This window comes from Leifsonia sp. EB41 (genome assembly GCF_041262565.1).
Classification (GTDB): Bacteria; Actinomycetota; Actinomycetes; order Actinomycetales; family Microbacteriaceae; genus Leifsonia.
On the sequence record NZ_JBGCCJ010000001.1, the window covers coordinates 1,982,130 to 1,995,806 of the forward strand.

The 13,677-nt window shown below is 68.5% G+C and carries 16 protein-coding genes; 7 read left to right on the top strand and 9 right to left on the bottom strand.

All coding sequences use genetic code 11. From position 1 onward, the window contains the following. Nucleotides 1-142 precede the first annotated feature (142 nt). Nucleotides 143-628, top strand: a complete 486-nt coding sequence (locus ABH923_RS09670) for a DUF6328 family protein (protein ID WP_370055152.1) — start codon at nucleotides 143-145, stop codon at nucleotides 626-628. A 179-nt stretch (nucleotides 629-807) separates the two neighbouring features. On the opposite strand, the gene ABH923_RS09675 is transcribed toward ABH923_RS09670, so the two are convergent. From ABH923_RS09675 to ABH923_RS09700, 6 genes are all read right to left on the bottom strand, one after another. After that, nucleotides 808-1,950 (bottom strand): enolase C-terminal domain-like protein, encoded by a 1,143-nt coding sequence (locus ABH923_RS09675; protein ID WP_370055153.1) that lies wholly within the window; start codon nucleotides 1,948-1,950, stop codon nucleotides 808-810. Further along, complete coding sequence (locus ABH923_RS09680) at nucleotides 1,940-3,769, bottom strand: thiamine pyrophosphate-requiring protein (RefSeq protein WP_370055154.1); 1,830 nt, start codon at nucleotides 3,767-3,769, stop codon at nucleotides 1,940-1,942. The genes ABH923_RS09675 and ABH923_RS09680 overlap by 11 nt, the downstream gene beginning before the upstream one ends. Before the next feature lie 13 nt (nucleotides 3,770-3,782). Continuing rightward, nucleotides 3,783-5,411 (bottom strand): GMC family oxidoreductase, encoded by a 1,629-nt coding sequence (locus tag ABH923_RS09685; RefSeq protein WP_370055155.1) that lies wholly within the window; start codon nucleotides 5,409-5,411, stop codon nucleotides 3,783-3,785. Continuing rightward, on the bottom strand, nucleotides 5,408-6,025 hold the full coding sequence (locus tag ABH923_RS09690) for a gluconate 2-dehydrogenase subunit 3 family protein (protein ID WP_370055156.1): 618 nt from the start codon (nucleotides 6,023-6,025) through the stop codon (nucleotides 5,408-5,410). The genes ABH923_RS09685 and ABH923_RS09690 overlap by 4 nt, the downstream gene beginning before the upstream one ends. Then, nucleotides 6,022-6,495 carry a hypothetical protein gene (locus ABH923_RS09695; protein ID WP_370055157.1) on the bottom strand — a complete coding sequence of 158 codons (474 nt, stop codon included), beginning with the start codon at nucleotides 6,493-6,495 and terminating at the stop codon, nucleotides 6,022-6,024. The genes ABH923_RS09690 and ABH923_RS09695 overlap by 4 nt, the downstream gene beginning before the upstream one ends. Before the next feature lie 74 nt (nucleotides 6,496-6,569). Then, entirely contained in the window at nucleotides 6,570-7,607 is a 1,038-nt protein-coding gene (locus ABH923_RS09700) for an SDR family oxidoreductase (RefSeq protein ID WP_370055158.1), read from the bottom strand. A 149-nt stretch (nucleotides 7,608-7,756) separates the two neighbouring features. On the opposite strand from ABH923_RS09700, the gene ABH923_RS09705 reads away from it, so the two are divergent. The 3 genes from ABH923_RS09705 to ABH923_RS09715 all read left to right on the top strand — a co-directional run bounded on the left by ABH923_RS09705 (nucleotide 7,757) and on the right by ABH923_RS09715 (nucleotide 9,213). Next, the gene (locus ABH923_RS09705; protein WP_370055159.1) at nucleotides 7,757-8,104 is read left to right on the top strand and encodes a hypothetical protein; all 348 of its coding nucleotides are present in this window, start codon (nucleotides 7,757-7,759) and stop codon (nucleotides 8,102-8,104) included. Continuing rightward, nucleotides 8,101-8,748 carry a DUF1345 domain-containing protein gene (locus ABH923_RS09710; RefSeq protein ID WP_370055160.1) on the top strand — a complete coding sequence of 216 codons (648 nt, stop codon included), beginning with the start codon at nucleotides 8,101-8,103 and terminating at the stop codon, nucleotides 8,746-8,748. Before ABH923_RS09705 ends, ABH923_RS09710 begins: the two co-directional genes overlap by 4 nt. A gap of 132 nt (nucleotides 8,749-8,880) precedes the next feature. Further along, the gene (locus ABH923_RS09715) at nucleotides 8,881-9,213 is read left to right on the top strand and encodes an ATP-dependent DNA ligase (protein ID WP_370055161.1); all 333 of its coding nucleotides are present in this window, start codon (nucleotides 8,881-8,883) and stop codon (nucleotides 9,211-9,213) included. Here the strand turns inward: ABH923_RS09715 and ABH923_RS09720 are convergent. After that, on the bottom strand, nucleotides 9,210-9,539 hold the full coding sequence (locus ABH923_RS09720) for a hypothetical protein (RefSeq protein WP_370055162.1): 330 nt from the start codon (nucleotides 9,537-9,539) through the stop codon (nucleotides 9,210-9,212). The two genes, ABH923_RS09715 and ABH923_RS09720, sit on opposite strands and share 4 nt — an antisense overlap. A 154-nt stretch (nucleotides 9,540-9,693) precedes the next feature. On the opposite strand from ABH923_RS09720, the gene ABH923_RS09725 reads away from it, so the two are divergent. The 3 genes from ABH923_RS09725 (at nucleotide 9,694) to ABH923_RS09735 (ending at nucleotide 11,919) form a co-directional block, all read left to right on the top strand. After that, nucleotides 9,694-10,590 carry an SDR family oxidoreductase gene (locus tag ABH923_RS09725; RefSeq protein ID WP_370055163.1) on the top strand — a complete coding sequence of 299 codons (897 nt, stop codon included), beginning with the start codon at nucleotides 9,694-9,696 and terminating at the stop codon, nucleotides 10,588-10,590. Nucleotides 10,591-10,679: 89 nt separating this feature from the next. After that, nucleotides 10,680-11,261, top strand: coding sequence for a Dps family protein (locus ABH923_RS09730; RefSeq protein WP_370055165.1), 582 nt, complete (start codon nucleotides 10,680-10,682; stop codon nucleotides 11,259-11,261). Nucleotides 11,262-11,379: 118 nt separating this feature from the next. Next, nucleotides 11,380-11,919 carry a DUF3618 domain-containing protein gene (locus tag ABH923_RS09735; protein WP_370057333.1) on the top strand — a complete coding sequence of 180 codons (540 nt, stop codon included), beginning with the start codon at nucleotides 11,380-11,382 and terminating at the stop codon, nucleotides 11,917-11,919. A 521-nt stretch (nucleotides 11,920-12,440) separates the two neighbouring features. Here ABH923_RS09735 and ABH923_RS09740 read toward each other — a convergent pair. Continuing rightward, nucleotides 12,441-12,668, bottom strand: a complete 228-nt coding sequence (locus tag ABH923_RS09740; protein WP_370055166.1) for a CDGSH iron-sulfur domain-containing protein — start codon at nucleotides 12,666-12,668, stop codon at nucleotides 12,441-12,443. After that, complete coding sequence (locus tag ABH923_RS09745; protein WP_370055167.1) at nucleotides 12,665-13,672, bottom strand: iron-containing redox enzyme family protein; 1,008 nt, start codon at nucleotides 13,670-13,672, stop codon at nucleotides 12,665-12,667. Before ABH923_RS09745 ends, ABH923_RS09740 begins: the two co-directional genes overlap by 4 nt. Nucleotides 13,673-13,677 lie beyond the last annotated feature (5 nt).

Below are 13,677 nucleotides of genomic sequence, written 5' to 3' on the forward strand. Positions count from 1 at the left end.
GTACGTCATGACGCGGGCTTCCGTGCCGAGCGCGGTACTGAAGCTGTCCAGGGCATGGGCGGCCCATACGCTCGCGCAACGCCCTTGACCTCCAATCAAAATCCTCCGAACGTCGGAAGATGAAGAGAGACGAAGACCCCATATGAGCGAGACCGCCGATGCCGACCCGAGCGACGGCCGCAACGAAACCGAAACAGAGAGAGCGGACCGCAACTGGAACGAACTGCTCCAGGAGTTCCGTGTCTTCCAGACCGGCACGCAGATTCTCGCCGCGTTCCTTCTCACACTGCCGTTCCAGCAGCGCTTCTCCGAGCTCCCACCGTTCGATGTGAGCGTCTACCTCGTCCTTGTGTTCCTCGCCGTCACGATCACCCTCCTGGCCCTCGCGCCCGTGAGCCTGCACAGAATGCTGTTCCGGCGGAAGGCCAAGAAACAGCTCGTCAGGGCCTCCAGCCTGCTGCTCCTGATATGCCTGGGCGCCGCGTCATTGCTCTTCACTGGCATCGTGCTCTTCATCGTCGACTTCCTGACCGCAGCGCCCGCCGGACTCATCGCAGCCGGGTGTGTCTTCGTTGTCCTGATCGTGATCTGGGTCGTGCTTCCCCTAGCCCTCCGGGCGCGGCGATAGCCCGCGCGCGAGCAGGCCTTGGTCGGCTCGCGGCGAGTGCGGCGCCCACCCGCCACGTACTGGTGCCGAGGCCCAAGATGGGGCCCCTTCGCGGCGGCCCTCGATAAGTCAAGTCGTCGACGAGCCCGATTTACCCGTAAACGACCGCGCCTACGAAGGCGTTGCCATTGTCGACAGAATCAGCGGCGAGGTCTTCCTGCACTGAAGCCGTCCACCTGGTACTTCCCCACATCGGTTTCGCGCAGTGTCAGACCGTGACCGGATACTGCGCGGTTGGGGATGAGGTCTCCCCCACGGAGGGCGGGGATACCGTCGAAGAACGCCTCTTCGATCCGGACGTGGTCGTGGAAGTACTCGACGTTGGTCACCGCGCGGCAGGCCGCGCCGACGCTCGCGTGCAGAGCGGGCGCGGTGTGGGCGCTCAGTGGCAGCCCCCACGTGTCCGCAAGGGCGGCGGCTCGGGTGAATCCGCTGATCCCGCACCGGGTGGCGTCCGCCTGGAGGACGTCGACACAGCCGTCGACCAGCAGGTCGCGGAAGTCGGTCGGCGTGTAGGCGTACTCGCCGGCTGCGACCCGGATCGGGGCGGGAAGGCGGTCGCGCAGCAGCCGGAGTCCTTCCCGGTCGTCGCTGGAGACCGGCTCCTCGAACCAGCTCACGCCGCGTTCGAGGAACGGTTCGGCGAGCGCCAGGGCCTCCTTGCGGGTGTATCCGCCGTTGGCGTCGACGAAGAGGTCAACGCCCGGCCCGATGGCGGCGCGGGCGACATGCACGCGGCGAGGGTCGTCATGGGGGTCGGTTCCGACCTTGATCTTCACCGCTCTGAGCCCGCCTCCCGCCCAGGACTCGAGTTGCTCGGTCAGTTCGCGGTCGGTGTAGTTGGTGAATCCCCCGCTGCCGTAGGCGGGGACGCCGTCGTGGGCTCCGCCGAGGAGCTGCGTCAACGAGACGCCCAGCAGCCGGGCTTTCAGATCGTGGATGGCGATGTCGACGGCGGAGATCGCCGATGCGCTGACCCCGTTCCAGCCGAGGTTGCGGACGGCCCGCGCCATCGTCCAGTACAGACGCTCGCTGTCCAGTGGGTCGGCGTCCTCGATGACAGACCAGAGGGTGTCGCGCAGCACGGCGAGCGCACCTGCCGACGTGTAGGAGTAGCCGAGGCCGGTCTCCCCTCCCGTGTGGACGCGCACGACCAGCATGTCTGTGTGATCCCATTCGAGCGTCCCGTCGCTCTCCGGGCGTTCCCGTCCGCCGGTGGCCGTCGGCACCCGGTAGACCGCGGCCTGGACGGACTGGATGCGGTCGGCGGGACTACTGCTCATCGTCGTTGCCCCGGTGCAGTGCGTGCTTCACCCGCTCGACGCCCTCGGTGAGGAGGGAGGTCGCGGAGTCCTTGATGGCGCCGAGGCCGTCCGGGTCGCCTTTCAGGAGGGCGAGGCCGGTGTTCTTCGCGAACTCGAGCGTGATGTGCGGGGGCAGCGGCGGCACGTTCTTGCTGGTGTGCGCGTCGATGAGGGTGACGCCGGGATGCGCGAGGGCGGCATCCCAGGCCGCCTCGATCTGGTCGTCGGAGGTGACGGTGATGCCCTGGAAGCCGAGCAGTTGCGCCCAGCCGGCGTAGTCGACCGACTCGACGTCCTGGGAGGTGGACCAGACCGGGTTGGCGTCCTCGGTGCGCATCTCCCAGGAGACCTGGGTGAGGTCGTCGTTGTGCAGCACGAGCACGACGAAGGTCGGGTTGGACCAGCGCGAGAGGTACTTCTTGATGGTGATCAGCTCGTTCATCCCGAGCATCTGGAACGCGCCGTCGCCGATCGTGCAGACGACCGTGCGCTCGGGGTAGGCGAACTTCGCCGCCTCCGCGTATGGCATCGCGGCGAGCATGGTCGCCAGGCGGCCGGAGAGATCGCCGCGCATCCCGTCGCGCAGCCGGATGTACTGCCCGTACCAGTCGGCGGTGGTCCCGGCGTCGGCGGTCACGATCGCACCGGCAGGGAGGCGCTTGTTCAGCTCGTGGTAGACCCGGCGTGGGTTCACGCCGTCGTCGTAGTGCTGCTCGGCCTGGGCGGCGAGCTCGTCGTCCCAGTCGCGCATGCCGGAGGCCGCCTTCTGCTGCCAGGAGAGGTCGTCCTTCTGCGTCAGCAGCGGGATGAGCACGGCCAGCGTCGTCTTTACGTCGCCCCAGATGCTCACGTCGGTCGGGTAGCGCAGCCCGAGCTGCTCGGGTCGGAGATCGATCTGCACCGCCTTGGCCTGCCCGGTCTTCGGCAGGAACTGCCCGTACGGGTAGTTGGTGCCGAGCAGGACGAGCGTGTCGCAGTCCTGCATCTGGTCGTAGCTCGGCCGCGAGCCGAGGAGGCCGAGCTGCTGGGTGTGGAACGGCACGTCGCCCGGGACGACCTGCTTGCCGCGCAGCGTCGTCATCACGCCTGCACCGGTCCGTCTCGCGGCCGCGAGGACTTCCTCGGTCGCGCCGTCCGCACCGTGCCCGACCAGGAACGTCACCCGCTCGCCGGCGTTGATGATGTCGGCGGCGGCCCGGAGCTGCTCCGCCGGCGGCGCGATCGCGGTCGACGGCGCAACGGCGCTCGACCGGGACACCCACATCTCCGCGCCGGGCGCCGCCATCTCCATCCCCTGCACGTCGTGCGGCAGGATGACCACGCACGGCTGCTTGCGGGTGATCGCGGTGCGGAAAGCCGTGTCGATGACCGCCTGCGCCTGCTCCGGCGACACGATCGTCTGCACATACTCGGCGACGTCGGAGAAGGTCTGCTCGAGCTTGCTCTCCTGCTGGTTGAAGGTGCCGAACGAGTTGAGCCCCTGCTGCCCGACGATCGCGACGACGGGCTGGTTGTCCATCTTCGCGTCGTACAGACCGTTCATCAGGTGGAACCCGCCCGGGCTGGAGGTGGCGATGCAGACGCCGACCTCGCCGGTGAACTTGGCGTGCGCGACGGCCATCAGTGCGCAGATCTCCTCGTGCGTCGGGCGGATGTACTCCAGGCCCTCCCCTGCCCGCTCGGCCTTGCCGAGCATCCCGTCGAACTCGCCGATGCCGTCGCCGGGGAACGCGAACACACGCCGCACACCCCACTCCCGCAGTCGTCCGATCACGAACTCGCTGACTGTCGTCGCCATGCGTCTCTCTCCTTCAGTCGTTGCGGCGGATCAGGCGGTCCGCCGCACGCGCGACGACCGCCATGATGGTGAGGGCGGGATTGGCGCTGCCCTGCGTGGGCAGCACGCTTCCGTCCGTGATGAGCAGGTTGGGTACAGCGAACGTCCGGCAGTCGGCGTCCACCACCCCTTGCGTCTCGTCGGCGCCCATGCGTGCGCCGCCGACCAGGTGGGCGTAGCGCTGCACGGTCATGGTCTCCTGCGCGCCCGCGGCCTCCAGGATGCGCTCCATCGTCGCCTGCGCGGCCTTCGCCAGTGCACGGTCGTTGTCGCACTGGGAGTAGGAGAAGTGGGCGATCGGGAGGCCGTAGCGATCCTTCTCGTCCGCCAGTGTGACGCGGTTCTCCGCTCGTGGAAGGAACTCGCAGAGCGCGCCGAGGCAGGCCCAGTGGACGTAGTCGGACATGTAGCGGCGCATGTCGGCTCCCCAATGGCCCTGCGCCATGACGTGCTCGGCCCAGGTGATCGGCAGGGGCGAGACCGTCTGGATGGAGTACCCGCGCTTGTACGGCTTGCCCGGGTCGGTCTCGTAGAACTCCTCGGTGCTGACCTCCGGCGGCGGCCCTTTCCACATCCGGATCTCCTGCTCGAACCTGCCAGCGGTCTGCGGCGCGCCCTGCACCATCAGGTACCGGCCGACCAGGTCGAAGTCGTTGCAGAGTCCCTCGGGGAAGCGCGCGGACGCCGAGTTGAGCAGCAGCCGGGGCGTCTCGATCGAGTAGCCCGCGACCGCGACCATCCTTGCGCGCTGGAATCGTGGGACGCCGTCCTTCGCGTAGTGGACGCCGGTGGCGGTGCCGGTGCGCTGGTCGATCTCGATAGAGGCGACCATGCTGTCCGCGCGGACCTCGGCGCCGTGGTTGAGGGCGTCGGGGATGTGGGTGATCAACGGCGACGCCTTCGCGTTGACCTTGCACCCCTGCAGGCAGAACCCGCGGTAGATGCAGTGCGGCCGGTGCCCGAACCGTCCGTTCGCGATGGCGACGGGCCCCACCTTGGCCTCTATCCCCGCGGCGTACGCCCCGCGCAGGAAGGCCTCCCCGTTACCCGAGACCGGATGCGGCCGGTGCGGGTAGCGGTGCGGGTCGCCCCACGGCCAGTCCTCGCCGGCGACGGGCAGTTCGTTCTCGATGTCGTCGTAGAAGGGGCGGAGATCCTCGTACTCCATGGGCCAGTCGGCCCCGACGCCGTCGCCGCTGAACGTGTGGAAGTCGCTCGGGTGGAAGCGCGGAACGTACCCGGCGTAGTGCACCATCGAGCCGCCGACGCCACGGCCGGAGTTGTTCGAGCCGAGCGGCACGGGGTCGTCGCCGCCGATCTGCCGCGGCTCGGTCCAGTACAGGTGATGCGAGCCTGCTTCGTCGCTCACCCAGTCGCGGGCGGGATCCCAGAACGGTCCCGCGTCGAAGGCGACGGCGTTCCAGCCGGCGCGCGCCAGGCGTTGCAGCAGGACGGAGCCTCCTGCGCCGCAGCCGACGATCGCGATGTCGACCTCGTCGGTGTCGTCGAAGCGCCGCATCTGCTCGGTGAGCCGCGGTTCCGCCTTCGAGCCGTCAGGGGTCAGCAGCCAGGCGGAGTCGTTCCGCTCCCGCAGGGCGCTCATCGCTGCGTCTCCGCCTCGGGGATGTCGTCCGGGTGCGCATCGGCGACCTCGAACGGCTCGCGGCGGTCGATCCCGAGGTTCTTGTAGCCGCGCGGGTAGGCCGGCCCGGCGAAGCCGATCTCGTCCCAGGCGTCCGGGTGACTGTAGAAGGCGGTGCACGCGTACCGCGTCCAGAGGCTCCAGATGCGCGCCCGGTCGAAGCCGTGCCAGTGGCCGTCGCCGCTCTTGATCTGTTCGAGCAGGGCGAGCTGCTCCTCCGTGGCGCAGGTCGCGAACCGTCGACCGTGCGCGGTCGCGGCGTCCTCCGCCAGGGCGGCGAGACTGCGTCGCCACGACTCCTCGTCGCTCGGCATGGAGTCGTAGCGCCAGCCGTCGGTCTGCTGCTCGGCGAGGCGTGCGTCGACCATGGCGGTCACGGGGACGCGGTGCTCGGGGTCCTGATCCAGCAGTCGGTCGAATAGTGCGGTGGCCGTGGCCTCCTCGTCGGCGTCGAAGAACCGGATGTCCGAGGGGCGGCCGACCCGCGCCTCGACCACGGCGCGGGTGACGGAGTCCCAGGCGTCGACTTGATCCAGCACGTGGAAGCCGGGGAAACGGTCGGCGGACGACGTCATTTCTCGCGCCTGAGAACGGCGGCGAGGAGGCCCATCCCGCCGACGAGCGTGACCAGGAGCGGGGCGAGCAGGGGCGGACCCATCTCGAGGTTGTAGCGGAGGTTGCGCCAGCCGCCGGGCTTCTGAGCCACGCCGCGGGCATGGAGCCAGGTGCCCTGCAGCCCGTTGGCGACGATGGTCGCCGCGGCGATCGGCAGCACCGTCTTCGCCGCGGTCTTGCTGAACACGCCTGCCACGCCGGCGACGGCGCCGATCGGCCCCAGGATCACCGGAGCCCACATCCACGGGTTGCCGAAGCTCGCCTTGTCGTGCTCGAAGTAGATCTCGCCCGCGGTGACCACCGCACCGACCGCCGTCAAGGCCGACAGTGAGCGCTCGAATCGCCCGGTCTCCACATTGCGGACCAATCGGTCCACACCGCGCACGGCGTCGCTCGGCTTGCTTCTGCTCCGACGCGGCTTGTGCGTCATGGCCGACTCCAATCATTTGCTCTAGCGCAAGCGTTCCACTGCGCGGGTGCGAGGCCGAGCCTCTCGGGGAACCTTCACAGCCTTCGATTGCGCGTCCTGAGCGTCTGCACGTTGACGGCGACGAAGACGACACCGGCCAGCGCCGCGCCGACCGCTCCGAGCGCCCGGCGATTCCGCGACGACCACGCCTGAACGCTCGACGCCTTCGAGCGATCGCCGAACGGCCCGTGCGTGCCGTGATCGACCGACTGGTCGGCCGGCTCCCACAGATTGACCGGCTGGTCGGCTGGGCGGGCTTCGTCGGTCTGCTGAGACGCGTAGCCGGTCTTGCCCAGGTAGTGGTCGAGGAGACCGGGGATCAGGCGGTTGCCGATGATCGTCTGCACGGTCGAGATGCCCACCCAGTACGCGCGCCGTGGCCGCACTGCCGCCCGGACGATCGTGCGGGCGGCGACCTCCGGCTGGTAGATCGGCGGCACGGGCTGCGCTTGCTGCGGCAGGCGCGACAGCAGCCAGCGGAACTGCGGTGTGTTCATTGCCGGCAGGTGCACCATCGTGATCGCGACGTCGCTGTGATCGTGCAGGAGCTCGGTGCGCACCGATTCCGTGAAGCCGACGATCGCGTGCTTGGCGCCGCAGTACGCCGACTGCAGCGGGATGCCGCGGTACGCGAGCGCGGAGCCGATCTGTACGATCGTGCCGCGGCCGGCCGGGCGCATCCGGCGCAACGCCGCCATGGTGCCGTAGACGAACCCGAGGTAGGAGACCTCGGTCGTGCGGCGGAACTCGTCCGGACTGATCCGGCCCAGCTCGGCGAAGACGGAGGAGAAGGCGCAGTTCACCCAGACGTCGATGCGTCCCCACTCGGTGACGACGCGCTCGGCGGCGGTCTCCACGGCGTCGGCGTCCGCGACATCGACCGGCACCGTGATCGCCTTGCCGCCCGCGGCGCGCACCTCCTCGGCCGCGGCTTCCAACCCCGCTTCACCGCGCGCGAGCAGCGCCACGCGCGCGCCCGCACGTCCGAACTCGACGGCGGCGGCACGGCCCACTCCTGCGCTCGCGCCTGTCACGACGACGACCGCGCCCTCCAATGTCTCGATCCCGCTCATCCCGCTCCTCCGCTCGTGAGCGGCTCTAATCACGCTCACTGCCGCGAATGGTCCACGCCTTCGGCGAATCCGGTCAACCCCTTGCGCCGGAGCACGGACGGGCATTCGATCCGCAGCAGGACGTCGGGGATGACTAGGAAGGCTGCACCATGACCGTCAAGCTCAATCGGAAAGCACTCGAGCACGCCCGCTCCCTCGTGGAGAAAGGCACGGTGGTCCGCGACGAACGCGACGCCTGGAGCGAGGACGCACCGAGCGCGGACGACGAGAACGCGTTCATCGACAAGCACGGCTGGGACGCTTACGCGCTCTGGTATTTGGGTGAGGACCCGGATGCGTCCGAGGAGACCAAGGGACGGTTCAGCTTCCCGTACGGCGACTTCAGCAAGGTCCATCGTTGCGGCGTCATCTCACTGGAGAGCCGCGCCGCGCAGAACGACCACGACGACATCGCCCGGGCGAGCAAGAAGCTTCTCGAGCAGATCGACGAGAAGTGACGTCGCCCGGCCACACCTCGGGGATCCGCACGACCGTGATGCTCGCCTCGGGCGTCGTCTCGGCCGCCGTCACGGGTCTCGTCGGGCAGTGGGCGTACGCCCTCTCCGTCGGGTGGGCGGTCGCGTGCGCCGTCTACATCGCGTGGGTTTGGGTCACGATCTCGCGCATGGGCGGCTCGGAGACGCGGCGGCACGCCGCGGCCGAGGACCCGTCCAAGACGACAAGCGACACCCTCCTGCTGGTCGCGTCCGTCGCCAGCCTTGCAGCGCTCGTCCTCCTGCTCGGCCAGACCAAGAACGCCTCTCCGCCCGGCAAAGACCTGATCGCGCTACTCGGCGCGGCCTCCGTCGCGCTCTCGTGGTTCTTCATGCACACCCTGTACACGCTGCGGTACGCGGTCCTCTATTACAACGAGCCTGGCAGCGGGCGCCACGGAATCGACTTCAACGAGGACACGTCGCCGCGTTACCTCGACTTCGCGTACCTCGCCTTCACGGTCGGGATGACGTTCCAGGTCTCCGACACCGACATCTCCAGCCAACGCATCCGCGCGGCGATCCTGCGCCACATGATGCTCTCGTATCTGTTCGGAGCGGTGATCATTGCGGCGTCGGTGAATCTGATCGCGAGTTTGGCGAGCTAGCGGGGAACGGCTGAACGCAAGTGTGAGCGTTAGGCGTTCCGAATAACGCGAACCCTCCCTCGATCCGATTCGGCGCGTGCCATGCTGGAGAGCTGTTGGGCCTCGCGTATGTTTGGCGCGGGAGGTGCTCGGATGGGCTATCTGGTGTACGACGGCGACACTCGCATCAGCTTCGACGACCGTGTGCTCGCTCACCTGGAGCTGGTCATCGTCAACAAGCTGCGACGCCGGGAGTCCTTCTCGGTGAGCTGGCGTGAAGCAGCAGACACGGGAGGGGGACGCAACAGCATCTGGCTGGATGTGTCCATCCCGCTGCGCTTCCATTTCGACGGCTCACGTCAGCCAACGCTGGATCGACGGTGGGTGGAGCGCCTGGCTGAGTCGGCCTCCGGACCGACCGGGCTCATCGTCGTGGACGAAGACGGCGAACAGGTTCACGGCACGACGCAAGCGCACGGGGCCTAGCTCAGGTCGTCGAGCATCGGGCCCAATTGCGGGGGCTCGCTCACCGGGCGGCGCGGGCCGGTCTCTGCGCTCCGTCGGCGAAGGTCCGCCACCGCGTCCGTGTCCACGATCTCCGGACCCTCGAGGTCAGCGGGCTCGCTGACGAGTTGACTCGCCGGGCCGATCAGTATCTCGACCTGCTCGACCGACCCTGACGCCGTACGCGCCGGGAGGAACACCGTGTCGGAAGTGCCTTGCGCCGCCAAGGCGCGCGCATAGTCCAGCAGGGATTCGGCGAGATCGTTCCCGGTGAGGAGAGAAGTTCCGGCATAGGTGATTCGGCGCATGTTCCACACTCTCGTCGACCATAAGCCCGATCACCACCCCTTGCCTTCCCGGCAGTGCGGTGGGGCCAGATGCGCACGACGTCAAGACGGTACACCGTTTCGGACTTCGCTCGATCCCCTGTCGGCCGACCCGGACCGGTGGTTGCGTGGTGCCATGCCAGAGAGCCAGCTGAGTTTCGACAACCCCGTGGATCGTTACCCGAAGGTCCGTCCGCCCGAGAAGCAGGTCGAGGAGCCAGGACGCGATAGCGAGCTCGATCCGCCCGCGGATCATGGCGAGACCAGCTATGTGGGGTCCGGTCGACTGTCGGGCCGGAAGGCCGTCGTCACCGGTGGCGACTCGGGGATCGGAGCGGCGGCGGCGATCGCGTTCGCCCGGGAGGGCGCTGACGTCGCGATCGTGTATCTGCCCGCCGAGGAGGAGGACGCGCAGCACGTCGCGGGACTGATCCGTGATGCGGGACGGACCGCGGTCACCATCGCCGGCGACATCTCCGACCGCGCCTTCTGCGATGAGGTGGTCGCCCGGGCTCTCGACGGACTCGGCGGCATCGACATCCTGGTCAATAACGCGGGCAAGCAGATCTACTGCAAAGACCTGACCGAGCTGCCCGACGACCAGTTCGACCTGACGATGAAGACCAACGTGTACGCGATGTTCTGGCTCACCAAGGCGGCCCTCCCGCACCTGGCCGCCGGGGCGACGACCATCAATACGACCTCGGTGCAGGCGTATCTGCCCGGCGAGGTCCTGGTGGACTACGCGACGACGAAGGCGGCGATCAATGCGTTCACCAAAGCGCTGGCCGGCCAGCTCGCCCCCAAAGGCATCCGGGTGAACGCTGTCGCGCCGGGTCCGATCTGGACGCCGCTGCAGCCCAGCGCGGGTCAACCGCCGGAGAAGCTGCCCGACTTCGGGTCGCAGACCGCGATCGGCCGAGCCGGGCAACCGGCCGAGCTCGCGCCCGCGTACGTCTTCCTCGCCTCCCCCGAGTCCAGCTACGTCATCGGCGAGACTCTCGCCGTCACCGGCGGCATGCCCACACCCTGAGGTCAACCCGGTCGACGCCCCGCCGCACCCGGCCTACCTTCCGCGCGGTCGGGCAGACCACACCCGACGAGAACCCAAAGGAGCACGACATGGCGACAACCACGAAGAACGGAACCAAAGCCACGAAGCCCGCGGCGTCCCCGCGCACGACCCAGGCGCGCGGGGCAGCACCCGGCGAGCACGCGACCCGTCGCGAGAACGCGGAGAACGGCTTCGTCGCCTCGACGGCGCTCTCGAGCAACCTGCAGCGGGTGCTCGTCGACCTGATCGAGCTGCACCTGCAGGGCAAGCAGGCGCACTGGAACATCGTCGGACACAACTTCCGCGACCTGCACCTCCAGCTCGACGAGATCGTCGACGAGACCCGGGAGTTCAGCGACACGATCGCCGAACGGATGCGCGCCCTCCACGCCGCACCCGACGGCCGCTCCCGCACCGTCGCGGAGACGACAGCCCTGGCCGTGTTCCCCAACGGCGAGGTCGACACCTCCGACGCCGTGGACCTCATCACCGACCGCCTGGAGACCGCCGTGCGAACGATGCGCTCCGTGCACGACGACGTCGACGAAGAGGACCCGACCTCGGCGGACCTCCTCCACCAGATCATCGAACGACTGGAGCAGTTCGCCTGGATGGTCAGCGCCGAGAACCGGCGACCGTCGACACGCTGAACCCGGCGATGAGCCGGTCAGCCGCGACCGAAGTCAGCCGTGACGCGTTGGCCTTTCCGCGAGAGCAAGGCTGCCCAGCACTCATCGCTGCTCTGTCTGAGCCAATGACCGCCGCAACCTGAGCGGCGACGTGGATGCTCTGGCCGACAAGGTCACGCCCAGCAAGATCGCCGACCGGCAGAAGCGCAAGGTGAAGGGCGCCCTCCACTCCTTCACCGGACGCATCATGGGCTCCGATGATCCCTACGACCAGCACCGCGGCGTCGGCGAGGCGGCCGGCGACGCGATCGGCGAGGCCAAGGACGCCACGGTTGACGCCAGCAAGCGGGCCGTCGCGAAAGCCGAGGGCAACCCGGTCGCGGTCGGGTTAATCGCCTTCGGCGTCGGGCTGCTCGCGGCCTCCCTCATCCCCGCCAGCGAGAAGGAGCAGGAACTCGCCGCCAAGGCCAAGGACGCCGCGCAGCCGGTATTGCACGAAGCGGCCGATGTCGGCAAGCAAATGGCGCAGGACCTCAAGGAGCCCGCCCAAGAGGCAGTGCAGGCTGTCAGGGATACCGCCCAGGAGTCCGTCGAGACCGTCAAGGCGGAGGCCGTCGATCGTGCGACCGACGTGGCCGAGGACGCCCGGGACGCCGGTCAGCACGTGCAGAACGGCTGACGAAGCCAGAGAACCACCCTGCGGCGCGGCGGAGGCGAAGTGTCTCCGCCGCGCCGTTCCTAACCCCTCACTGAACGGACGAGAGAGCCCCGCGATCAACGACGATGACATCGGAGCCGTCGAACGGCTGCAGGACGCCTCGGCCCCGGATGATCCCCGCGAGCCGGATAGTCCGCCGAAGCTGCGTCGCAGCTCCTGGGAGCGTGTGTTCAAGCGCACTCCGCGCGAGTTGAGCAACATTGCGGAGCGAGCGAGCGTCGAGGAACTCCGCGACGAGGCCGGCGTAGTCCTCCACGGTCAGGCGGCGCGCGGGCTCGCGTGCGCGCCGAAGCCAGGGAGGTGGACCGCGATCGTCCGGCCCTGCTCGGCTAGCACCGGAGCGAGCCGATGGAAGTACCGTGAGCTCACCCCGATCCCGTGCAGGAGCAGAACCGCTATTCCCTCGCCGGCGCCGCTGTCGAATGTGACCACGATCCCGGGACGCCGTCGCGTCCGACCGAACGGGCGCTTTCGCACGTCCGCTATTCCGCTTCTGGGGAGGGCGGATCGGTCCGGAACCCGGAGAGCTTGTGGCTTCCGTCGCAGTACGGCTTGATCATGGACACACCGCACCGGCACAGTGCGATCGTGCGGCGCCGCTGCTCGATCGGTTCCCCTGCGGTGTCAACAATCTCGACCGGTCCACGCACTAGCAGGGGACCGTCCGGGCAGGCGACGATCGTCACCTCGCTGTCCGCCTGCCCTCTCATGCCGCAGCGCCCGATTCTTCGCGCAGCGAGCTGCGTCCCGCCTGCCAGCTCGCCAGCAGGTGTGCTCCAACGAGCCCATCCACGAGGAGGCAGCAGTGGGCTCCGAAGACGATGTCCTCAAGCAGTTCGGGATGCTGTTCCGCCAGGCCGCCTGCCAGGTCGCGCCCGGCGATCTGTTCGTGCACCGCGTCAGCTTCGACGTGCTCGTCGTAGTAGTCGGTCACGTCCTCGCCGAACCCCAGCCGGCGGAATCCGTTGCTGTAGAGGCGATTCGGGACGGACGATGTCATCTCGAATGCCGCAAGGTGGCCGACGATGGCACCGCGTAGCCGCCCGTTCAGCCCGAACATGGACATCATGTTGAAGGAGGCCAGCGTGATCGCCGGCACCCGGTCGACGTAGACGCCGTACCGATCGTCCAAGCCCACGCCCCGCATCGTCCGAGCGAAGATCGCCGCGTGAATGCGATGCGGGCGGCCGGCGCCGTACTCGTCGGACTGGACCTCGACCAGTCCGGCCTTGGCCCGACCAGTCAGCCGAGGAATGGCCCACGAGTGCGGGTCCGCCTCTTTCAGCGTGTAGATCGACCGGTGGATCACGAACTCGATCGCCTGCTCGCGAGTCGCCTTCTTCGCCACGTACCGGGAGAGACTCGGGCCGGTGTCTTCTGAAGTCACGGCAAAAAGATGCGATGCGACAGCGTCGGCGTCCGGCTTCGGCAGCGCGACGTCCCCGACGAGCTCGCGCAGGCGACGCTCGAATTGCTCCTCGATCGCAGTGCGGACCGCGACCTGGATCGGGTTCCATTCCCAACGGCCGTCACTGTCGGTCACACCGCCGTAGGACAGGCCGTAGCTCAGCAGCAGAGTGAGCTGGAGGTCCTCGTCGGTGAGGACGTCCTGTTCGCTCACGAGTGCTCGCTCCGCGAGCTGAAGCGCTGCCGCCATCGCCGGCGACTCGCGGGCCGCGGGCGTGCTCAGCGCTTCCAGGAATTGCGCGCTCACGGGTC

Excerpts from the sequence above, each read along its gene's own strand:
- ABH923_RS09670 (WP_370055152.1), top strand. The coding sequence starts at position 143 with ATGAGCGAGACCGCCGATGCCGACCCGAGCGACGGCCGCAACGAAACC.
- ABH923_RS09675 (WP_370055153.1), bottom strand. The coding sequence starts at position 1,950 with ATGAGCAGTAGTCCCGCCGACCGCATCCAGTCCGTCCAGGCCGCGGTC.
- ABH923_RS09680 (WP_370055154.1), bottom strand. The coding sequence starts at position 3,769 with ATGGCGACGACAGTCAGCGAGTTCGTGATCGGACGACTGCGGGAGTGG.
- ABH923_RS09685 (WP_370055155.1), bottom strand. The coding sequence starts at position 5,411 with ATGAGCGCCCTGCGGGAGCGGAACGACTCCGCCTGGCTGCTGACCCCT.
- ABH923_RS09690 (WP_370055156.1), bottom strand. The coding sequence starts at position 6,025 with ATGACGTCGTCCGCCGACCGTTTCCCCGGCTTCCACGTGCTGGATCAA.
- ABH923_RS09695 (WP_370055157.1), bottom strand. The coding sequence starts at position 6,495 with ATGACGCACAAGCCGCGTCGGAGCAGAAGCAAGCCGAGCGACGCCGTG.
- ABH923_RS09700 (WP_370055158.1), bottom strand. The coding sequence starts at position 7,607 with ATGAGCGGGATCGAGACATTGGAGGGCGCGGTCGTCGTCGTGACAGGC.
- ABH923_RS09705 (WP_370055159.1), top strand. The coding sequence starts at position 7,757 with ATGACCGTCAAGCTCAATCGGAAAGCACTCGAGCACGCCCGCTCCCTC.
- ABH923_RS09715 (WP_370055161.1), top strand. The coding sequence starts at position 8,881 with ATGGGCTATCTGGTGTACGACGGCGACACTCGCATCAGCTTCGACGAC.
- ABH923_RS09720 (WP_370055162.1), bottom strand. The coding sequence starts at position 9,539 with ATGCGCCGAATCACCTATGCCGGAACTTCTCTCCTCACCGGGAACGAT.
- ABH923_RS09725 (WP_370055163.1), top strand. The coding sequence starts at position 9,694 with ATGCCAGAGAGCCAGCTGAGTTTCGACAACCCCGTGGATCGTTACCCG.
- ABH923_RS09730 (WP_370055165.1), top strand. The coding sequence starts at position 10,680 with ATGGCGACAACCACGAAGAACGGAACCAAAGCCACGAAGCCCGCGGCG.
- ABH923_RS09740 (WP_370055166.1), bottom strand. The coding sequence starts at position 12,668 with ATGAGAGGGCAGGCGGACAGCGAGGTGACGATCGTCGCCTGCCCGGAC.